General features: G+C 44.3%; 16 protein-coding genes. 7 read left to right on the top strand and 9 right to left on the bottom strand.

Annotated elements, in window-relative coordinates:
• Positions 1-21 precede the first annotated feature (21 nt).
• From pepN to ACQEXT_RS07950, 5 genes are all read right to left on the bottom strand, one after another.
• Positions 22-2,628, bottom strand: coding sequence for an aminopeptidase N (gene pepN / locus ACQEXT_RS07970; RefSeq protein ID WP_426951417.1), 2,607 nt, complete (start codon positions 2,626-2,628; stop codon positions 22-24).
• A 231-nt stretch (positions 2,629-2,859) separates the two neighbouring features.
• On the bottom strand, positions 2,860-3,522 hold the full coding sequence (locus ACQEXT_RS07965) for a hypothetical protein (RefSeq protein WP_426951416.1): 663 nt from the start codon (positions 3,520-3,522) through the stop codon (positions 2,860-2,862).
• Between the two features lie 136 nt (positions 3,523-3,658).
• Positions 3,659-5,656, bottom strand: a complete 1,998-nt coding sequence (gene prc, locus ACQEXT_RS07960; RefSeq protein WP_426951414.1) for a carboxy terminal-processing peptidase — start codon at positions 5,654-5,656, stop codon at positions 3,659-3,661.
• A gap of 17 nt (positions 5,657-5,673) precedes the next feature.
• Positions 5,674-6,303: an RNA chaperone ProQ gene (proQ, locus tag ACQEXT_RS07955; protein WP_138972360.1), complete on the bottom strand. Its 630-nt coding sequence runs from the start codon at positions 6,301-6,303 to the stop codon at positions 5,674-5,676.
• 99 nt (positions 6,304-6,402) lie between these two features.
• A complete protein-coding gene (locus ACQEXT_RS07950; protein ID WP_138972359.1) occupies positions 6,403-6,876 on the bottom strand; it encodes a GAF domain-containing protein in 474 nt (157 codons plus the stop codon).
• 86 nt (positions 6,877-6,962) lie between these two features.
• Here ACQEXT_RS07950 and ACQEXT_RS07945 point away from each other — a divergent pair, with 86 nt between their 5' ends.
• The 4 genes from ACQEXT_RS07945 (at position 6,963) to rsmF (ending at position 14,191) form a co-directional block, all read left to right on the top strand.
• A complete protein-coding gene (locus tag ACQEXT_RS07945) occupies positions 6,963-8,759 on the top strand; it encodes an ABC transporter ATP-binding protein (RefSeq protein WP_331416258.1) in 1,797 nt (598 codons plus the stop codon).
• Between the two features lie 36 nt (positions 8,760-8,795).
• Positions 8,796-10,055, top strand: coding sequence for a PqiA/YebS family transporter subunit (locus tag ACQEXT_RS07940; RefSeq protein ID WP_426951412.1), 1,260 nt, complete (start codon positions 8,796-8,798; stop codon positions 10,053-10,055).
• Positions 10,048-12,681: an MlaD family protein gene (locus ACQEXT_RS07935; RefSeq protein ID WP_426951411.1), complete on the top strand. Its 2,634-nt coding sequence runs from the start codon at positions 10,048-10,050 to the stop codon at positions 12,679-12,681. The genes ACQEXT_RS07940 and ACQEXT_RS07935 overlap by 8 nt, the downstream gene beginning before the upstream one ends.
• An 85-nt stretch (positions 12,682-12,766) precedes the next feature.
• Positions 12,767-14,191 carry a 16S rRNA (cytosine(1407)-C(5))-methyltransferase RsmF gene (gene rsmF / locus ACQEXT_RS07930; RefSeq protein ID WP_426951410.1) on the top strand — a complete coding sequence of 475 codons (1,425 nt, stop codon included), beginning with the start codon at positions 12,767-12,769 and terminating at the stop codon, positions 14,189-14,191.
• Positions 14,192-14,377: 186 nt separating this feature from the next.
• Here rsmF and ACQEXT_RS07925 read toward each other — a convergent pair whose 3' ends face one another.
• A complete protein-coding gene (locus tag ACQEXT_RS07925) occupies positions 14,378-15,211 on the bottom strand; it encodes a CvfB family protein (protein WP_426951409.1) in 834 nt (277 codons plus the stop codon).
• A gap of 89 nt (positions 15,212-15,300) precedes the next feature.
• Here ACQEXT_RS07925 and ACQEXT_RS07920 point away from each other — a divergent pair, with 89 nt between their 5' ends.
• Positions 15,301-16,686, top strand: a complete 1,386-nt coding sequence (locus ACQEXT_RS07920; RefSeq protein ID WP_426951407.1) for a hypothetical protein — start codon at positions 15,301-15,303, stop codon at positions 16,684-16,686.
• Here the strand turns inward: ACQEXT_RS07920 and ACQEXT_RS07915 are convergent.
• Together ACQEXT_RS07915 and ACQEXT_RS07910 are read right to left on the bottom strand one after the other, a co-directional pair.
• On the bottom strand, positions 16,655-17,134 hold the full coding sequence (locus ACQEXT_RS07915; RefSeq protein ID WP_426951405.1) for a DUF4442 domain-containing protein: 480 nt from the start codon (positions 17,132-17,134) through the stop codon (positions 16,655-16,657). The two genes, ACQEXT_RS07920 and ACQEXT_RS07915, sit on opposite strands and share 32 nt — an antisense overlap.
• 110 nt (positions 17,135-17,244) lie before the next feature.
• Positions 17,245-18,132 (bottom strand): putative PEP-binding protein, encoded by an 888-nt coding sequence (locus ACQEXT_RS07910; protein WP_426951403.1) that lies wholly within the window; start codon positions 18,130-18,132, stop codon positions 17,245-17,247.
• Between the two features lie 214 nt (positions 18,133-18,346).
• Here ACQEXT_RS07910 and ACQEXT_RS07905 point away from each other — a divergent pair, with 214 nt between their 5' ends.
• A complete protein-coding gene (locus tag ACQEXT_RS07905; protein WP_426951402.1) occupies positions 18,347-19,399 on the top strand; it encodes a 3-deoxy-7-phosphoheptulonate synthase in 1,053 nt (350 codons plus the stop codon).
• A 16-nt stretch (positions 19,400-19,415) separates the two neighbouring features.
• The gene (locus tag ACQEXT_RS07900; RefSeq protein ID WP_138972349.1) at positions 19,416-19,901 is read left to right on the top strand and encodes a YajQ family cyclic di-GMP-binding protein; all 486 of its coding nucleotides are present in this window, start codon (positions 19,416-19,418) and stop codon (positions 19,899-19,901) included.
• A 55-nt stretch (positions 19,902-19,956) separates the two neighbouring features.
• On the opposite strand, the gene ACQEXT_RS07895 is transcribed toward ACQEXT_RS07900, so the two are convergent.
• On the bottom strand, positions 19,957-20,895 hold the full coding sequence (locus ACQEXT_RS07895; protein ID WP_138972348.1) for an NAD(P)-dependent oxidoreductase: 939 nt from the start codon (positions 20,893-20,895) through the stop codon (positions 19,957-19,959).
• Positions 20,896-21,311: the final 416 nt, after the last annotated feature.

Genomic DNA, 21,311 nt, shown 5'->3' with positions numbered 1-21,311 from the left:
CTACTGTTTTCGCCATATTGATTAAGATTCCAACGCTTTGGTCACTTTTTCAAACAGGTCTTTAGCCAGATTATCCATTGATTTTAATGCCTCTAGTTCCATTTTGATAAGCTCTTGGCGAGCAGTATCGTACTTGCGGAACTTCAACAGCGGATCGATCAGACGCGAAGCTACCTGCGGGTTACTACTATTTAGCTCGCGTAAGATCTCCCCCGCAAACTGATAACCTTCACCAGATTTTGCATGGAAGCGTACTGGGTTCATGCTGAGGAAAGAACCAATTAGGCTACGAATACGGTTAGGGTTTTTAAGACTAAACGCTTCGTGTTCCATCGTCTTCTTGATCACCTCAAGTGCATCTTGCGCTGGATTGGTACCTTGTAAAGTAAACCACTTATCCATCACGAGACCATCATGTTTCCACTTATCGCTGTAGTCTTGCATTAATGCTTCACGACATTCTAACTGTGCACTATTCGCGGCACTCATTGCTGCAATGGTGTCAGTCATGTTATTAGCCTCAGCGTATTGCGTCTTGGCAAGTTCGTTACCCTGCTCGGTGTAAGCCAAAAAGCCTAAAGCAGTGTTTCGAAGAGAGCGTTGGCCGATTGCCGTATGTTCGATAGAGTACTCGGCTTGCTTAGAGCTATGATAAATCGCACTCAGCTCATCATTCAATTCAGTGGCGAGAATTACTTTCAATGTTTTCAGCACCTTAGCAATCGCATCGACATCCACCTGCTTGTACCAACCTAACACTTCATTGAAACTTGGTAGTGATAGCATCTCTGCAATGAATGCAGGTTCAAGGTCACTAGACAGAAGTACACCGCGGAAAGCGTCAATGACCGCCTCAGCAAGCTTAACCTCGCCACCAGCTTGAACATTTTCGACATTCGTACGAATGTACTTGGCAAGAAGCATTTGTCCTGCATCCCAACGAGCAAACTCGTTGCGCGCATGAACCATCAAGAAAATCAGCTCTTCATCACTGTAATCATATTCCAGTTTTACTGGCGCAGAGAATTCGCGTAGCAATGAAGGAACGGGGTTTTCAGCAACGTCTTCAAACACAAATGTCTGCTTCGCTTCAGTCACATCAAGAACATTACCAACAACAGTACCGTTACGGCGTAACTCAATCACCTCTCCATTTACCGCATAGAGCTCGACATCAAAAGGAATATGCAGGGCCTGCTTTTCTGCTTGATCCTGAGTTGGCTCCGTCGATTGCTCAACCGTCAATGTGTAGGTTTTTGCTTGTGCATCGTACTCGCTCGCTACGCGTAATGTTGGTGTTCCAGACTGGCTATACCATAAACGGAATTGCTTAAGGTCAACACCGCTTGCATCTTCCATCGCTGAGACAAAATCTTCACAAGTCGCGGCCGTACCGTCGTGGCGTTCAAAGTACAGCTTCATGCCCTTTTGGAAACCCTCTTCACCAAGCAAGGTATGCATCATACGAATCACTTCACTGCCTTTTTCGTAAACCGTCAAAGTGTAGAAGTTGTTCATTTCAATCACTTGATCTGGGCGGATCGGATGAGACATCGGGCTGGCATCCTCAGCAAACTGAGGACCACGAATGATTCTTACATTGTTGATACGATTCACAGCACGAGAGCCAAGATCTGAAGAAAATTCTTGATCACGGAATACAGTCAAACCTTCTTTAAGGCTCAGTTGGAACCAGTCGCGACAAGTTACACGGTTCCCAGTCCAGTTATGGAAATATTCATGACCAATGACCGCTTCAATGCCTAAATAATCAGTGTCAGTCGCTGTTTTCTCATTCGCTAATACGAACTTAGAGTTGAAGATATTTAAACCCTTGTTCTCCATCGCTCCCATGTTAAAGAAATCGACCGCTACAATCATGTAGATATCCAAGTCATATTCAAGGCCGAAACGCTCTTCGTCCCACTTCATCGAGTTGATCAATGACGTCATCGCATGCGGTGCACGATCTAGGTTGCCCTTATCAACAAAAATTTCGAGTTCAACATTACGACCAGATTGAGTTACGTATTTGTCACGTAGTACATCGAAATCACCAGCGACCAAAGCGAACAAGTAAGCTGGTTTTGGATGAGGATCTTGCCACTGCACCCAATGGCGTCCGCCTTCTAACTCACCTTGCGCAATACGGTTACCATTGCTGAGTAAGAATGGGTTGTGCGCTTTATCTGCAATCACTTTCGTGGTGTATTTCGCTAGAACATCTGGACGATCCATGTAGTAAGTGATTCGACGGAAACCTTCCGCCTCACACTGAGTACAGAAAGCCCCACCCGATTTATACAGACCTTCTAGAGCGGTATTAGCTTCAGGATCAATTAAGGTCACAATCGTCAGAGTGAACTCAGATGGAAGCTGATGAATTTCTAATCCACCTTCAATTTCGCTGTAGTCTGACCAAGCTTCGCCATTGACGGCGATACTTTGTAACTTGAGTTCTTCTCCGTCTAGGCGAAGTGTTGTTGCATCTTTAAGTTGCTTAACTTGAGAAACCGCGGTTACTGTCGTCTCGTTATCGTAGAGATCAAAGGTCAAATCAATATCAGTGATGGTGTGTGATGGTGATTGATAATCTTTGCGGTACTTGGCTTGAGGAGTCTGAGCCATGTCGAAATCCTTCTGACTGAATGCATCTGAACATTGCGCTGTAAAAGTCTAGCGCAGTAATAATAAAGTTCGGGAATTTTCCCGTTACAATTTGCGTATTAGCTTACAACTCTGGATATAAAAAAACGAGGTTCGATGTCGAAATACCTCGTTTTTTCTCTATTGTTGACATAAAACTCAAACTGTTTGTCTATTTAGTCAGCAAGGGGCACATTTCTCTACCACGCTTTATCAACGGATTCGATTTAATACGGCATACAGCGCGCCTTCTTCCATTTCCAAAGTCAGCGTATCTCGGTTCAGCGTGTATCGTGTTTCATGTTCACCATTTTCATAGAGAAGTACCAAGTGCTCGCCCTCTGTATAGTAAACACCTTTGTGTATCGCCTCATCGCCATCATCATTACTCACCCGGAACATAAAGACAAAATCTGGCTGTAAAATCAGATCCAACTTTTGTACGTCGCTGGCAAGAATATCATCGCCACCCAAATGTGCACTCGACCACATACCAGCCAATGCGTTGGACAACGCTTTAGTGAAAGTAACGCCATTTAAACTGAGTAAATTGTGATTGGCTGAATACTCATACATTTGAGGCTCTGAAGTATTCAATCCAAGAACCAAAGTATCTTCATTGGCTGTGTACAACCCTTCCCAGTGGTCGACTGAATAGTCCCTTTTCTGAATATCAATCTTAAAACTATAGTTTGAATCCAGCGAAAGCTTGATCGCTAAAAAGTTTTCCTGTGACTGTTCAGGATTAGGATTAACGAGGTACCAGTCTCCTAGCAGAAACGGTTGGTCGAACTGAGTTAAATCGCTGTTGTCTTTCACTCCATCAGCGAGCACCGAAAGGCTAAAAATTAATGATATTAGAGCTAACAATCTCATCACGTGCTCCTCACTCTTTTCTTTAAGCTTAGGCACGTCAGGTATATTTAGCTAAAAAAATTGATCTTTATCACAATATTTTATTGTATAAAAAAAGCGAGCCCAAATGACTCGCTTTTTAATCGATTGATTTCAATTAAGATTTAATCATATCAACCATTATCGCTACCGATTCGCTAAGGTAGGCATCCGGCGATTCATAATCTTTAGGGATATCATCCAGTGTCTTATACGGCTCTTGACCTGCTGCTTTTTGTCTCTCATTAATTCGAGTTAAACGGCGCGCGTCTGCTGCATCGGTTTCCGCTTTACGTGTTTTCTCGTTGAGCGACAAAGAGTTATCGTCTTTCTCTGCCTTGTATTTTTCAATATCTTCGGCCACAAAACGAAACTCTAGGTCCTTAGCAATACGAGTTTGGTGGTTAGCGGCAAGCTTACCAATCAATGCCTCATTACGCTGTAACATTTCGTATTTAGCTTTGTCAATACGATCCCAAGGCAGTGCATTGTCTTCTACCGACTCACCCGTTTCGCTTGGATCTATCGCTGTAGGGAACGCAATATCTGGGGCGACACCCTTGTTTTGTGTACTACCACCATCAATACGATAGAACTTTTGGATGGTATACTGAACGTAACCCAACTCTTTGTCGAAAAGATCGTAGATATGGTTTAGCGAACGATGTTGCTGAACCGTTCCCTTACCGAAAGAGTTTTCACCCAAAATAATGGCACGCCCATAGTCTTGCATTGCCGCAGCAAAAATCTCTGAAGCGGAAGCACTATAGCGATTAATCAATACCGTTAATGGACCGTCATAACTGATCTTACCGTCGGTATCACTATTGACGTTGACTCGACCATAACTGTCTCTCACTTGGACAACAGGGCCGCTAGTGATAAACAAACCGGAAAGTGCTGTTGCTTCAGTGAGTGCACCGCCACCGTTGTTACGAAGATCAACAATGATGCCATCAACACCCTTGCCCTTGAGCTCTTCGATAAGTTTATCGGTGTCTTTTGCAAGTCCGACATAAAAACTAGGTACTTCTAGGACACCAATTTTTTTGCCATCCTTCTCAATCACTTCAGATTTTACCGCTCGGTCTTCTAGACGGATTTTGTCTCGAACGATGGTAACAACATCCGCTTTCGCTTCCTTGCCTTCAGGCAAGATTTGCAGATTAACCTTGGTGCCTTTCGGTCCTTTGATTAGCTGAACAACATCATCAAGACGCCAACCGATAACATCAACGATATCTTCACCATCTTGACCAACACCAATGATTCGATCACCTTCCGCTAGAAGCTTACTATTCGACGCTGGGCCACCAGCCACCAACGAACGGATAACAGTGTAATCGTCTTCCATTTGCAGTACCGCACCAATACCTTCAAGCGACAAATTCATATCAGTTTGAAATTGGTCTGCACTGCGAGGTGAAAGATAGCTAGTATGAGGATCAATCTGACGAGCAAATGCGTTCATGTAGAGCTGGAACGCATCTTCGTTATGAGTTTGACCTAAACGCTTGAGCGCGTTGTTATAACGCTTGCCTAACGTGTCTTTAATCTCATCCCAATCTTTGCCCGTTAACTTTAAGTTCAACGCATCATACTTGACTCGCTTACGCCAAAGTTCATCAAGCTCTGCGGTATCGGCTGGCCATGCGGCTTCACTGCGATCAAGCTCAATGGTTTCATCATTATCGAAACTCATCTCCTGATCGAGGATAGACAAAGCATACTTAAAACGTTCATAACGACGCTTGATTGACAGATTGTAGACATCAAATGCAATCTGGTTATCTCCCGCTTTCAATTGGTCATCGATTCCTGATGTCCATTTTTTGAAAGAGTCGATATCCGCTTGCGTAAAGATATTACGATTGTAATCAAGCATTTCGATATAACGTTCGAAAATAGCTTGAGAAAATTGATCGTTTAGCGAGAAGTGTTTGTAATGAGAACGTGTAAAGCGAGATGTGACACGTTTGCTGGCTGTCTCATGCTGAGCTTCTGGAGTCAGGACTGGTAGGTCCTCTAAACTGATATTTGCTTCTAAAGCATTAGCAGTAGAAGCTGCTAGCAATAAGCTAGCAGCAATCAGCGACAATTTTGAACGGCATTTCATGCGTAGGAGTATCTCCTTTATGCGCGCAAGTGCTCCGCTTTTACAACCATTTGTAGGCCGTTAGTCAGTTGAACACGCACATCTTCCTTATTGATTTCAACGATAGTCGCAGCCATGTTTCCTTTACCCATATTGACGTTTACTTGATTGCCAACTTTCACTTCGTCAGCATTCAGAGCACGCGTTTCTACAGGCTTAGCGGCTTTTTGTACTTTATTTTGTTGCGGGCGACGGCCTTGAGGCTTCTTCGCCGCAGGCTTAGCTTTCTCTTTACTTTCTTCGCGAGTTTTAGTCGCTTGCTCTTTACGACGAGCTTGCACTTTAGCTTTGCTTTCAGCTAGTGCTGTTTTTGCGTGTTCTACGTGCTCTTCGTCAAGCTCGCCTGCTGGGTTGCCATCTAAATCTACACGTACTGCACCAGGCTTAACACCGTGAAGGTAACGCCATGATGAAGTGTATTGTCTTAACGCTGCACGAAGTTGAGTTTTGCTTACTTTAGGATCATCACTTAGACGATCCGCAAGATCTTGAAAGATACCAATTTTAAGTGGTTTAGCTTCACCTTCTAAAGTAAAGCACTTAGGGAAACATTCAGCAATATATGCGATAACTTCTTTGCTGTTTTTTAACTTTTCAGTGTTTTCCATGTGGGTTCCTGGTTATTGCGGTTCATCCGCGAGCATTAAGATTAAATATTTGAGGTATTATAGTGACCTGCAAGCGAAAAACCACACTCAATAGATAATTTATGCCTTGATAGCGTGTGAATTAAGCAGCTTTTCTACTTCCTGCATCAAAAAAGTTAGCCCCTGCTCATCGATTTCATTGAATCGCCCCACTTTCGGACTATCAATATCCAACACACCAAACATTTCACCATCAATCGAAAATGGAATCACGATCTCTGAGTTGCTCGCTGCATCACAGGCGATATGTCCTTCAAACTCATGCACATCATGAACACGCTGAACCGTATTGGTCGCGACCGCGGTTCCACAGACTCCACGTCCTACCGGAATGCGCACACATGCAGGCTTGCCTTGAAACGGACCAAGCACCAGTTGGTCATCTTTCATTAAATAAAAACCAACCCAGTTTAACTCTTCAAGTTCCATGTTGAGTAAAGCACTGATGTTTGACAAATTGGCGATCAAATCGGTCTCAGATTCGATAAGTGCGATGACTTGTTTGGTTAAGCGTTGATAATGTTCTATTTTCATTTATACATCCATTTGAAAACTAGAGACTTCCACTATGAATCTGCGTACAATTTCGCAAACTACAAATAGTAAGCATTCTCATTACAATGACTAACAATTCCAACACTATTAGCCGTTCTTGGTTGATAACACAAGTAAAACAACACCGCAATAAGCTGATATTTGCCAATGTCATTGCTTTCATCGCCACCTTAATCAGTGTGCCCATTCCATTGTTGATGCCACTTATGGTCGACGAAGTGTTGCTCAACCAACCCGGTACGGGCCTTAAAGTGATGAACCAACTGTTACCTGATTCGATGCAGACAGCAACTGGCTATATCTTTTTGACCCTGCTGCTAGTTGTACTTATGCGTACGGCTAGCCAAGCACTTTCCATCGTACAGAGCCGTCAGTTTACTTTGGTATCTAAAACCATTACGTATCAAATGCGTAGCAAAATGATCGATAAACTGGGCCGTATCAGCATTCGGCAGTATGAGACTCGCGGCTCTGGAGGTATCAATGCTCACTTGATTACTGACATAGAAACCATCGATCAGTTTATTGGTTCGACTCTCAGTAAATTTCTTATCAGCCTGTTGACTGTTATAGGGACCGCAGGGGTTCTTCTCTGGCTAGACTGGCGTTTAGGTCTGTTTATTCTTTTGGTTAATCCGGTTGTAATCTATTTTTCGCGTAAGCTAGGCAGTAAAGTAAAGCATCTTAAAAAGCGCGAAAATCAATCGTTTGAACGTTTTCAGAATCGATTAGTCGAGACCTTAGATGGCATCTATCAACTAAGAGCGGCAAATCGAGAACGGGAATTTCTTAACGAACTAAAAACCCATGCAGACCACATTCGCCAAGATGCAGATAAGTATGCATGGCAATCGGAAGCCGCTGGTCGAGTCTCTTTCCTTCTATTTTTATTAGGATTTGAGTTATTCCGTGCAGTTGCAATGTTAATGGTCTTGTTTAGTGACCTGACCATAGGTCAAATCTTCGCAGTATTTGGCTACCTTTGGTTCATGCTCTCTCCTGTTCAAGAACTGCTTGGCATTCAGTTTTCTTGGTATAGTGCCAAAGCCGCACTGAAACGGATCAATGCCCTATTAGATTTAGAAGAAGAACATCGCCCTCAAAGTAAGGTGAATCCATTTACTGATGATCGAGAAGTCGATGTTGAAATCGACAAGGTGAGTTTTTCTTACAATGATGAAGTACAAGTCCTCTCTAAATTGAGCCTCACCATACCAGCGGGTAAAAAAGTGGCGCTGGTCGGTTCCAGCGGCGGGGGCAAGTCAACATTGATCCAGTTGCTTATCGGTGTGTATCAGCCTAACTCCGGCTATATCCGCTACAATGGTCAAACGACAAATGATATCAGTTTTGAAATAATTAGAGAGCAAATTGCCGTTGTATTACAACAGCCTATACTCTTTAATGACACTTTAAGGCATAATCTGACACTAGGCTCAGAATATGATGACTTATCTTTATGGCGTGCGCTTGAAGTCGCGCAGATGCAAGATGTCATCAGTCAACTCAGTGATGGACTTGATACGCAAATAGGCCGCAATGGTATTCGGCTGTCAGGTGGACAACGTCAGCGCCTAGCGATTGCAAGAATGATATTGAGTAATCCTAAGTTTGTCATTTTGGATGAAGCGACGTCGGCACTCGATACTGCAACAGAAGCCGCATTGCATAAAGCGCTTACCGAGTTTCTACGTGGTCGTACAACGTTAATTGTCGCGCATAGATTGTCCGCGGTTAAACAGGCAGATTTGATCTACGTACTTGAAGACGGTCAAGTATCTCAAGCAGGTACTCATGGAGAATTGGTTGAACAGCAAGGCTTATATCAAACCTTATACGGCAACGTGCAAAGTCACGCTTAGGCCCTTTTCTCGTGCCAAAAATATAGAGGGGCTGCGATGAACGCCCCTCAGCTCTTGCATGCTCATGACTCCAAACCAACCAATATTAGGCTTTGCCACGGCTGTGAACTACCCGTTGACCTTGTCTCTGTGGAGAGAGGCAAAAGCGCCTACTGCCCGAGATGCAATAGTCATCTATACCGAGGGGGGAATCCTTCTCTGTCAGGCAATTTAGCGATTGCAATAACTTGCCTTTTACTGTTTGTTCCTTCGCACTTTTTTGAGTTTATAAGCATTCGTCTTTTCGGCGTGATGATTCCTGCGACTTTACCCTCAGGCGTATTTGCACTTTTTCAAGAAGGTTTTGTACTCCTGTCACTGCTTATTTTCTTTTGCAGTTCGATAGCGCCCCTTTTGTTGTGTAGTTCGGTTGTCGCGGCGCATATCGCGCTGAGCAAAGGCTCGTTTCGTTTGCTCAAGAGTTCCCTGTCAATTATTGACTATGTCAAAGCGTGGGTAATGATTGATGTCTTTCTTGTTAGCATCGCCATTTCGTGTTTCAAACTCCAAGATTACTCGGATATCTACGTTGGACCGGGCTTGATTGGTCTAGTGTTGCTGCAAGTCTCTACCGTACTGCTGGTGACACGAGTAAGCGTGCGCCGATACTGGGAAGTGTTTCATGCGGAAGAGCAATACGCGTTGTCAGAAAAAACGCTTCACTGCCATCACTGTCACCTTTCTCAACCTGAAGGGACGGAATGCTTGCGTTGTAAAAGCCCTATCCATCATCGCAAACCGTACTCGATTCAAAAAACATGGGCTTATCTGATCGCGGCCAGTATTGCGATATTTCCCGCTAACATCATCCCAATTTCAATTTTATTAACTAACGGCAAACGCTTAGAAGATACCATTTTTTCTGGCGTTGCTTCGCTAGTGAATAGTGGAATGACTGGCATCGCCATCATCATTTTTGTTGCTAGTATCGTGGTTCCCGTTGCCAAGATCCTAGGGCTGTCTTACCTGTTACTGGCGATACAATTCAAACGCAAGATTTACCACAAACACAGAATGCGCATCTATTTTGTCATTAAATGGATTGGTCGCTGGTCGATGATGGATCTGTTTGTCATCTCGATCATGATGACATTAGTTGATAGAGGCCAAATTCTCGACTTTACACCAGGCTATGGCGCGGTCGCATTTGGTATTGTAGTTGTGCTCACCATGTTAGCCGCAGAAAGCATGGATCCGAGACTAATTTGGGACAATTACCCAGAAGAATTTGATAGAAAAGAGTCGTTAAATGAGTAACCCTTCTCCCACACAAAACTCATATTCCCCGCATATCAAGCGCAATAAAGGGATATCACCACTTTGGCTGCTACCAATCTTAACTATGGTACTGGCAGGATGGCTGGTGTTCAAAGCCGTGCAAGATGCCGGGCAACGAGTCCAGATCTACTTCTCTGATGCACAAGGCTTGATCGCAGGAAGAACCACCATTCGCTATCAAGGCTTAGAAGTGGGCATGGTGAAAGATATCAATTTGTCCCCAGACTTACAGAGTATCTACGTCGATGCGGACATCTACCCACAAGCCACGAAATTGCTGACCAAAGAAGCGCGTTTCTGGTTGGTCAAACCCACAGCGAGTCTGTCTGGGATTTCTGGCCTTGATGCACTTGTTTCGGGTAACTATATCGCGATTTCTCCAGGTAATAACCCTTCCGAACCTGAGACCAAGTTTACCGCTCTAGAGCGTGCTCCCTCCGATTTACTGGCAAACCAAGGGCTTAATATTTCACTAAAATCGAGAGACTTAGGCGGTATCTCGGTCGGTTCACAAATCGTTTATCGAAAGATACCGATTGGTGAAGTGTATAGCTATCAGCTTGACCGTGATTCGAAAAACGTCATCATCCAAGCCTCGATACGCGATGAGTATCGCCACATCATCACCGACGATAGCCGCTTCTGGAACGTCAGTGGTATTGGTGCCAACATAGGATTCGAAGGGGTTGATGTAAAACTGGAAAGTTTCAGTGCTCTGCTTGGAGGCTCTATTGCTGTCGACTCACCTGATGGTGGTGAGCCTGTTGCAGATAACTCCCAGTTTAAACTCTACCCAGATTTAAAAACCGCTGGTCGAGGTATCGCAATAAAGATTGATTTACCAGATGACAACAAGATCAATGCTTCTGGCGCACCGATCATGTACCGTGGTATCGAAATCGGACAGATTACAGATTTAGAGTTGAGTCAAGGTAGAGAGAACATCGTTGCTTCTGCGGCAATCCAGCCTGCTTTTAGTGACATGCTGACAACGGGTAGCCGCTTCATTCTTGAAGAAGCGAAAGTCTCTCTATCGGGAGTAGAAAACATCGCTAACATCGTTAAAGGTAACTTCCTGACCGTGGTTCCTGGTGACGGCGAGCGTTCACGACATTTTAGCGCAGTAAGAAAAGACGACTTCAAACGCCAACAAGCCCGCTCTGTATCACTTCAATTAGTGTCCGACAATTCGTTTGGACTCGATCAGGGTGCCAACATCCTCTACCGTGGTATCAGCGTAGGTTCGGTAACGCAAGTGAGCCTAGTTAACGACAAAGTGCAGCTAGATGCGCTAATAGATAGCGACTATGCGCACCTTATTAAGTCTCAAAACCGCTTCTTCGTGACAGGTAGCGCCAGTGCCGAATTGACTGAATCAGGCTTGAATATTACCGTGCCACCAGCAAAACAGCTTCTAACGGGTTCTATTAGTTTCGTTAGTGAAGGAAAAGCTCAGCCACAAGCGCAATACACGCTCTATCAAAACAAGTCACTTGCTGAACTCGCTAAGTACAATATCTCAGGTTCTACCAAGTTGACCCTTTTTGCTAACGAATTACCTTCGATTAGTAAAGGCAGTCCTCTGTTGTATCGAAATCTGCAAGTGGGTAATGTTGCTGACTTCTATTTGGTCGACGGTGGTGTCATCATCAGCGCGAGTATAGAAAATCAATATAAGCACCTTGTCACTGATCAAACCGTATTCTGGAACCGCTCAGGCGTTGAGATAGATGCAAGCCTTGCAGGCATCAACGTTAAGGCGGCCCCACTCACCTCTTTGATTCAGGGAGGCATTGCATTCGATTCTCTGCCTGGAGTCGAAAATAAGCAAAACGACAAATGGTTGCTCTACTCAGACTTCAAGACTGCAAGGAAATATGGCCAAGTGATCTCATTGACACTCAATGGAGAAAACACAGTCACAAAAGGCACTTCAATCAACTATAACGGAGTAAAAGTTGGTGAGGTCACCTTGGTTATTCCAGACTTCAAACTCAACAGAGTAGAAGTCAAGGCGCGTATATTACCTGAATACACCAATACAATAGCGGTTGCCGGGTCGTACTTCTGGTTGCCTAAAGCGCAAGTGGGTCTTAGTGGTGTGAAGAACATTCAAAATCTTCTGGCACAATCGATCAACGTGTTACCGGGTAACGGCAAAGCGACATATGCCTTTGAACTTAACCACCAACAACCAGCGATAAACGGCATTACCTTCACCCTACAAAGTGAATCTCGCGGCTCTATCACTGTTGGTACACCAGTACTCTATCGTGAGATAGAAGTCGGTCAAGTAACCAATGTTCAGTTAGGTGAATTTGCTGATCGCATCATATCGACCATTGCTATTGAACCTCAATACGCCTATTTAGTTCGTCAAAACAGTGTTTTCTGGAACACATCTGGCGTCGACGTATCGATCGGTATTACCGGTGCCAATGTTAGAGCCGGCACAATTGATAGTATTGTTCGTGGTGGAATAACTTTTGCGACGCCAGAACAAAAACAATTGGAGCCAATCGCTCGTCAAGGTCAGTCCTTCTACCTATATACCAAAGCAGAAGACAGCTGGCGCACATGGCGTACAGCGATACCAAAACCTTAATCCATGGGAAACGCAGCGAATTCGCTGCGTTTTTTATTGAAATTAGCTATAATCACCGACCTTTTACGCTTGTAGAGACAGAACCTTGCACCAGAACGTATACCTACCAGACGACTTTCTCGCTGAAATGCAATCAATCCTACCCCAAGGACTGAACATGGCGGATTTTATCGCCGCATGTCAGCGCCCATTGCGTAAGAGTATTCGGGTCAACACACTCAAAATCTCAATCGATGAGTTTGTTCAACGAGCACAACACAAAGGATGGCAACTTCAACCTGTACCCTGGTGTGAGGAAGGATTCTGGATTGACGCAGACGAATCGGAAGTCCCGCTAGGTAACTCGGCAGAACACATGTCTGGGCTTTTTTATATCCAAGAAGCCAGCTCTATGATGCCCGTATCCGCTTTATTCTTGGATGACCAAGATGACTTCACCAGTGTGCTCGATATGGCGGCTGCACCAGGCTCGAAAACCACTCAGATTGCGTCAAAGATGAACAACCAAGGTGTGCTCGTTGCCAACGAGTTTTCCGCGAGCCGTGTTAAAGTACTCCACGCTAACATAGAGCGCTGTGGAGTACGTAACGCCGCTCTTAGCAACTTTGATGGTCGTGTGTTTGGTGGCTGGTTGCCCGAGCACTTTGATGCAGTATTGATTGATGCACCTTGTTCAGGTGAAGGTACGGTACGTAAAGACGCAGACGCCATGAAGAACTGGAGTAAAGAGTCGGTCCTTTCGATTTCTGACACACAAAAAGATCTGATTGAAAGCGCTTTTCATGCGTTAAAACCTGGCGGCGTTATGGTCTACTCAACCTGCACGCTCAGTATTGAAGAGAATCAACAAGTATGTCATCACCTTAAAGCGACCTTTGGTGATGCTGTAGAGTTCGATAGCCTAGCTTCCCTTTTCCCTGATGCCGATAAAGCTCTTACCGAAGACGGTTTTCTACACATATTCCCTCAGGTATATGATTGTGAAGGCTTCTTTGTTGCACGTATGCGCAAACTTGCGTCAGTCACCGCCCCTCAAGTGAAAAAGCGTTTGGGCAAATTTCCGTTTGAGAAAGCGAGCGCTAAAGTACAAACGGACATTGCTAAACAACTCCACACTCAACTGGAGATTAATTTACCTCAAGCATCTTCTATCTGGTTGAGAGACAACGACGTATGGTTGTTCCCTGATGCTCTTGAACCTATGCTTGGTGAGCTTAGATTCTCCCGAATGGGGATCAAAATTGCTGAAGCCCACAAAAAGGGCTACCGCTGGCAGCATCAAGTTGCAACGGCATTAGCTACTGGTAAAGAGAGAACAGCCCTAGCACTTTCTATTGATGAGGCTCGTGAGTGGTTTATGGGACGTGATGTTCGCCCTGCTGACCTATCCGGTCAAGGTGAAGTGATCGTAACACTCGCTAACGATGTGATTGGATTAGGAAAGTGGGTGGGTAACCGTATCAAGAATGGACTACCAAGAGAGTTGGTCAGAGACAAAAACTTGTTTTAAGCGGTCATTAAATAGTATGAAATTCTACAAAAGCCTAGCGCATTGCCGATCATAAACTACAATTAGGTTATCGATATATACAATATATCAGACAGTTAGCGCAGGCTCTGTAGGAGCCGTTCCCCTAGGCCCAAAGCAGGATCAGCTCTGGGCCTTTTTTTCGGCTTAACAGTCAAACCAATTGTGTTAACTGAGGCGAATGCCCTCTTTCTCAATCACAATTTTACCCTGTTTGTACAGACCGCCGATCGTCTTCTTGAACGTGCCTTTACTAGTGCGGAAAGCGGCAAAGATAGCTTCTGGCGATGACTTGTCATTGAGAGGTAAGAATCCCCCCTTCTTCTCCAATAAGTCCATCACCTTCTGGCTCAGTTCATCCATCTTACCAACCCCGATTTTCTGCAGGGACAGGTCGATTTTGCCATCTTCGCGAATATTCTTGATGTAACCTTTAAGTCGCTTACCAATAAATAACTTACCAAACACATCTGATTTAAAAATCATTCCCCAGTGCTGGCCTTCCACAATGGCTTTGTAACCAAGTTCGCTGCGCTCTGCGATGATTAAATCAACCTGTTGATTGCGAGTGTAATTTGCCGGTGTTTTATCCAGCAGTTTATTAAACTTCGTTGTTCCAACAATTCGTCCAGAAGCTTTATCGCTGTAGACATAAACAAGTACGGTTTGCCCCGCCGCAAAACGTGCACGTTGCTCACTAAAAGGGATCAGTAGGTCTTTACCTTTGATACCCCAATCAGCGAAAGCACCGGTAGAGTTGACACCTTCGATCTTCATCAACCCCCATTCGCCGACTTGAGCAACAGGAGTCTCAGTTGTTGCGACTAACTGACTGTCAGAATCAAAGTATAAAAATGCATCTATAAAGCTACCAATTTCCACACCTTCAGGTACAAAACGTTTTGGAAGCAAGGTCGTACCGTAATCTCCGGCATCGAGAAATACGCCAAAATCGGCTATTTTTACTACTTCTAAGTGGTTCGTCTGACCAACTTTAATCATTTCAACTGTCTCTTGTTAAATTTGCGGTGATTATAGCGAATCTCTGTTATGCTTGCGCCAGATATTTATACCTTTTTTAGGAGCGTTAATTGATCACCGTTGATAAGCAGGACGGCATCACTCTCAAGATTTCTCATGCGATGGCAGCGACAAAGAAATCGGATTTAGATCTCTATTTTTTCGTACCTGGTGAGCTTGGGCTTTCGCCGGACATCCTTAAAGAGAGTGAATTCTACTATGAGTCGATATCTCAAAAACGCGCTTACTACAGTGACAAAACCCTCCTTCCTCTCGTGCACAGCCGCTTAGCTAAACGAGGTAGGCTCTCTTCAACTCAATACCGTGTCAGTTTGAGTTTGTTCGCCTATCAGTATGTTATCGCGCTAGACAAAGCGGTCAACGAACTCAATAAACACAATACCGAGTCTGTCACTACTGACGATGTCGACGAAGTCATCAACCTCTCTCTCGATATTCTCAAGAAACTGCGCCGCAGTATTCCTTACGAAGAGAGCTTAAAGCGTTACTACGCCAATATAGACAACTATCTTTCTTGGTACACAGGACAACGTTTGATGTCGCTTGTCGCACATATGCCTCGTGATAGCGAGTATAAGAGCCTTAAAGAGAGTTTGCTCGCCATTGTAGAAAAAGAAGCAGCGCACCGAAAGCTCAATAATTATAACTCCAAAAGTGTTCGTGATGACGTCATACGACTCAGTAATAAAATGCGCCTATTGCGCCGCCTGATAGAACATCCGGTGGTATTGAAGGAGCGCACGCAGTCGCTGGGTAACAATATGAAGCGAGTGGTTAAAGGCAGTGCAACTGGCTTTGTCATGGTGTTTGTTACCATCACAGCCATTCTTGCTCGTGACTACTGGGGAGAGATCACCGCCTCTTTCATTGTCTTAATGTCATTTGTTTACGCATTAAGGGAGATTTTTAAAGATGACCTGCGTGATGTGATGTGGCGATGGCTTCGTAAAGGCCGCCCAAAATGGCGTAAACTTTACTTAGACCCAACAACCATGAAAGCGGTGGGACAAAAACTCGAATGGCTAGACTATAAGGTTCTCGATAAGTTGCCTGACCGAATTCAGTCAATCCGCAAGAAACGCGTTGTCCAGCGTGAAGAACAAGTGCTTCACTACAGCTCTAAAACGGAAATGTCGACATCGAAGTTTATGAGTGGTTATGAAGAAACGCGTGAGTCTTTGATGGTTAGCATGCGTGAATTAACTCGCTTGATGGACAAAGGCTCAAATAAGGTTTACATGAACAATAACGGGCAGGTAAGTCGCGAGTCGGTTGAAAAACGTCATCTTATCAATCTGATTGCCAAAGAAGATAATCACGACGGCCAGCCACGCTACTATCGTTGGAAGATCATTCTCAACCGAAGCAAGATCGTCGCAATTGAACAAATTGAAGTGGATGACGTTAGCCATCCATTCTCTTCAATGACAGAGTAAGTAAAAATTCCGCCATAGGTTCATCGCCGTGCAGACTTGGGCAAATGGCGGTAATTTTCACTGCTTGATTGACGCGCTCACCAGTAGCGAAAGTCTTCTCTAGCATGTCATCGATCAACTTGCCATCTTCACAAACGAAATGAACATCTGCTTCGGGACGTTTGAGAAACTGCCCTTCTACTGCTTTAAAGGCTAATGATACCCTTTTGCCGCACTGCTCAGCTTTACTCATCGCCATAAAACCTCCTGCGACATCAGCCCCGACAGCCAATACACCAAAATACATACTGTTGAGGTGATTTTTGGTTCTTCTTTTTAGGGGAATTTTGACTTCAACACGCTCGGCATTCAGTTCCAATATCTTTGGCCGAGCCAGCCAAATAAACGGCACTTTAAAAAATCCGAACAGATTGAGATAGAGATTTGCTTTTGAGAGAGCTGACAACATTGAACTAGTCCGACCAGTGAAATTCATCTTAGTTCATAACGAATAACGCCCGATGTCAACATTTCATTAACATTGGGCGTTATAAACAGTGACTTAACAACCAGTTTGAGTTACAACGTCACCAAAACGTCTATCTGTGGATGCTCAATGATGTACTCTTGTAAACGAGCATAATGAACTAACCCATTGCTGACTAAAACAATCGGCTTATTGCTGTTCGTCGCCGCGTCGACGGCCTGCTCAATCAGCATCATGACAGCTTCACTTTCCGGATCAAACAGATACTCCAACTCCTCACTAAGGCGATCAACCCCTAAGGTGAATTGAGCTAAGTTTTCCACATTGATCACCAAGCCATCAAAGTAATGAAGTAATCGCTCTGATAACAACGCGCCCGATGGTACATCAACGGTATAGAGAACTTTCAAACCATTGAGTCCCCTTGGTAAACCTTGTTCTGCGAGTAAGTCGATTACTTTGGCGGCATCAGACAATCCTCTGACAAAAGGTACGACAATTTCAACATCACAACCTTGCTGCTGCAATGCCTTAATCACCTGACACTCTAGCGTAAACAACTGGACAAATTTCTCATGGGCAAAACGAGAGACACCGCGCAAACCAAGCGCTGGGTTAACTTCAGTTGGCTCAAGCTGTCCCCCCAGCAGTGTTCGGAAACTGTAGCTGTCGGCACCACCTAGATCGATGCGTACCGACTGATGTTGTGGCTTCACTGCCGCTAAAATCTGTTCAGTGAGTGTCGATACGAAGTGCAACTCTAGCGTCTGCTCGCCCAAGATGGCATTAATTGATGCCACTTCACTCTCATCAAGAGATGGCAAAATCGCGGCATGATCGGGATGGTAGAAGACATGTTCTAAAATCATTTCTGACAATGATACAAAAAGGTGCGAACCACTGGTTGCTTGATCAAGCTGAGGAAGTGAATCGCCGAGGTTTAGCGCAGGATGCATACTGCTAGAACGGGTTAAACTCATTACTGCTCCAGGCAAAGGTTTTCGTTGTATTTCTATTCCTCAACATACCTATCGTGTGTCGATAATACAAGGGGTTGCGAGCATTTTTAGTAAATAAAAGTGCATAAATTTGCACTTTACAGTTTGATAATAATAAGAATCGCGATAAGTGGTTTATTCCTATCTTGGTTTCCGTTATCTTTACCGCTTCGTAATAAAAAGAACAGGCTGTCGTATGCCATTAAAAACCGATGAATTAAGAACCCAACCATTGGGTCCAATGCCAACTCCGGCAGAATTAGGAAGCGCCCATCCAATTACCGATGAGGTCGCTGAGCGTATCGCACAGTCACGTCGCCAAATTGAAAATATCCTTACAGGGGAAGACCAGCGCCTATTGGTAATTGTCGGCCCATGTTCCGTGCACGATACCGATGCCGCCCTTGACTACGCAGAGCGTTTAGCTGCTGTGCAAGATCAGTATAAAGATGAACTGTTCATCGTTATGCGCACCTATTTTGAAAAGCCTCGCACTGTCGTAGGTTGGAAGGGGTTAATTACTGACCCAAATCTTGATGGCTCTTATGCGCTAGAAACAGGTTTGAACAAAGCCCGTAAGCTATTGCTCGATATCAATAAGCTTGGTTTAGCAACTGCTACCGAGTTTTTAGATATGATCACTGGCCAGTACATTGCAGATCTCATTACATGGGGTGCGATTGGTGCACGTACGACCGAATCACAAATCCATCGTGAAATGGCGTCCGCGCTCTCTTGCCCAGTTGGTTTTAAAAATGGTACCAACGGGAACATCAAGATCGCTATCGATGCAATTCGTGCATCTCAAGCGTCTCACTATTTTTATTCACCAGACAAAAACGGCCGTATGACCGTATATCGCACTAGCGGTAACCCATTTGGTCACGTTATCCTTCGTGGCGGTGAAAAAGGCCCTAACTTTGATGCAGCATCCGTCGATGCAGCATGTAAACAACTGGGCGAGTTTGGCCTACCTGAACGCCTTGTGGTTGATTTTAGCCACGCTAACTGCCAAAAGCAGCACAGAAAGCAACTTGAAGTCGCTGAAGACATCTGTGAACAAATCAAGTCAGGTAAAAATCAAGTAGCAGGCATCATGGCTGAAAGCTTCATTAACGAAGGTAATCAATCCATGGAAGACCTAAGTAATCTTACTTACGGTCAGTCGATCACAGACCCTTGCTTGGGCTGGGATGATACAGCCACTATGCTTGACATGCTGGCAAATGCCGTAAAAGCTCGCTCGTAATAATAAGGACTCCAACATGCCATCATTTGATATTGTTTCTGAAATCGATACTGTTGAACTACGTAACGCAGTAGACAATGCGTCACGCGAGCTAACGACTCGTTTTGATTTTCGTGGCGTTGAAGCGTCATTCGAGATGCAAAAAGACGAATCGGTGAAGCTAAGCGCAGAAGGTGAATTTCAGCTTAAGCAACTACGCGACATGTTACGCGGTAACTTAACCAAGCGCGGCGTTGATGTTAATGCAATGGAAGCCAAACCAGAAGAAGCATCAGGAAGAAACTGGCATCAAATCGTTGTATTTAAGCAAGGTATCGAAACGCCAATGGCGAAAAAAATCGTTAAACTGATTAAAGACAACAAGATGAAAGTTCAAGCATCGATTCAAGGCGACAAGGTTCGTGTAACCGGTAAGAAGCGTGATGATCTGCAAGCTGCTATTGCACTGATCCGTGAATCAGATCTAGGTCAACCATTCCAGTATGAGAACTTCCGCGACTAATATCTTTTATTCGCCTGTTTGATAAGTAAAAGGGCCACATCTTAGTGGCCCTTTTCTATTTCACCGTTCCCAGCTCTATTAGCAGATCCTTGCCCTGTAAGAAGGTAACTCTTTTCGATTTAGGTGGCATTAACACCACCACTCTTTGATCGTGACTTCGAGCTTTCTGCAGTTCATTGCTAAAATCCGCCTCACTCTTGCATTCAACTCTTTCCGCATCACGGCGAACGAGGTCAATAAACGCAAAAGGACAGTTCGGGTCATGCAACACTATCTCGGCCTGCTGCATCAATCTCAATGCTTTCAAGGTAAGAAGCTCGACATCTTCACCATACTCGATCCAAGTTACCGAACCACTCTGGTCGACCCCCTCTTGCAGCAGCGCTTGATAGGCTCTCTCTAGATCGCCATTGTTGGTCGCTCTTTCAACATCTGAGCGCGAAAAATAAGCTTCCCAAAACTTACGTCGTTGCTCAACGCTAGCAAAACGACTTTTAATGTCATTACGCTTAGAGGCCGCGAAGTCAGCTTGTATAGCCAGGTTTTGCGGTAACACAGCCTCTAGCTTTTCTCTCACATTCCTAATCAAAACCGGTGAAGAGCCACCACTCGATATCGCGAGTTGTATCCGGCCACGGTTAATCATCGAAGGGGTAATAAAGTCGCAGTATGGTAGGTCATCCACGACATTCACCAATATCCCTTTCCGCTTAGCATCATGATGGACTTGGTGATTCAAATCTGGATTGTCGGTTGTCGCCCAAACTTGAACATAGCAACTTTCGAGTAACTCGGCAGAATAGAACCCTTGGATCCATTGGCAGTCCCCTTTTTCGATCAAGTTGGCGAGGTAAGACTCCACATTGGGTGAGACGATCGTAACATTCGCTCCCGCCCTAACTAGGCTATCTACTTTGCGGCTTGCGACCTCACCCCCACCAACGACCAGAACGGGTTTATGAGTTAAGTCTATAAACAGTGGAAAATACTGCATTTCATTCCTTGAGTTACTAAAAACATCTTCAGCCTTGATACTACCAAAAATAGAGCAATAGATTCATTCCCAATTCAGATCACACCTAATAAATGACCAAATTTCGAACTATTTTCAGCTTTATTAACTAATTGATAACAGTGATACCAATTTGAACCCTATATGTATTGATAAATTTATTACACCATCCTGTCGCACCAAATTTGTGACCTCTTGCACTATTTACATTTAAGCAACATTTCGTCATTCTAAAGTCTGTCAGGATTTGTGATTTCATTCAAAAATCTTTTTAAATTATACATTTGAGAAATTGCGAATCCTTTCCTACGCTTATAACTGGTTGATTTGTTTAAGGCTCAAATATGGGCATACGCAACCTAATAATTAAGAAACACAACACCATTTAATCGTTGTAT

It is taken from the genome of Vibrio sp. TRT 29B02, assembly GCF_050113655.1.
Taxonomy (GTDB): Bacteria; Pseudomonadota; Gammaproteobacteria; order Enterobacterales; family Vibrionaceae; genus Vibrio.
This window is presented reverse-complemented; position numbering and strand designations above follow the sequence as displayed.

Excerpts from the sequence above, each read along its gene's own strand:
- prc (WP_426951414.1), bottom strand. The coding sequence starts at position 5,656 with ATGAAATGCCGTTCAAAATTGTCGCTGATTGCTGCTAGCTTATTGCTA.
- ACQEXT_RS07925 (WP_426951409.1), bottom strand. The coding sequence starts at position 15,211 with ATGATTAAAGTTGGTCAGACGAACCACTTAGAAGTAGTAAAAATAGCC.
- pepN (WP_426951417.1), bottom strand. The coding sequence starts at position 2,628 with ATGGCTCAGACTCCTCAAGCCAAGTACCGCAAAGATTATCAATCACCA.
- ACQEXT_RS07935 (WP_426951411.1), top strand. The coding sequence starts at position 10,048 with ATGAGTAACCCTTCTCCCACACAAAACTCATATTCCCCGCATATCAAG.
- ACQEXT_RS07895 (WP_138972348.1), bottom strand. The coding sequence starts at position 20,895 with ATGCAGTATTTTCCACTGTTTATAGACTTAACTCATAAACCCGTTCTG.
- proQ (WP_138972360.1), bottom strand. The coding sequence starts at position 6,303 with ATGGAAAACACTGAAAAGTTAAAAAACAGCAAAGAAGTTATCGCATAT.
- ACQEXT_RS07945 (WP_331416258.1), top strand. The coding sequence starts at position 6,963 with ATGACTAACAATTCCAACACTATTAGCCGTTCTTGGTTGATAACACAA.
- ACQEXT_RS07900 (WP_138972349.1), top strand. The coding sequence starts at position 19,416 with ATGCCATCATTTGATATTGTTTCTGAAATCGATACTGTTGAACTACGT.
- ACQEXT_RS07905 (WP_426951402.1), top strand. The coding sequence starts at position 18,347 with ATGCCATTAAAAACCGATGAATTAAGAACCCAACCATTGGGTCCAATG.
- ACQEXT_RS07910 (WP_426951403.1), bottom strand. The coding sequence starts at position 18,132 with ATGAGTTTAACCCGTTCTAGCAGTATGCATCCTGCGCTAAACCTCGGC.
- ACQEXT_RS07940 (WP_426951412.1), top strand. The coding sequence starts at position 8,796 with ATGAACGCCCCTCAGCTCTTGCATGCTCATGACTCCAAACCAACCAAT.
- ACQEXT_RS07915 (WP_426951405.1), bottom strand. The coding sequence starts at position 17,134 with ATGTTGTCAGCTCTCTCAAAAGCAAATCTCTATCTCAATCTGTTCGGA.
- ACQEXT_RS07965 (WP_426951416.1), bottom strand. The coding sequence starts at position 3,522 with ATGAGATTGTTAGCTCTAATATCATTAATTTTTAGCCTTTCGGTGCTC.
- ACQEXT_RS07950 (WP_138972359.1), bottom strand. The coding sequence starts at position 6,876 with ATGAAAATAGAACATTATCAACGCTTAACCAAACAAGTCATCGCACTT.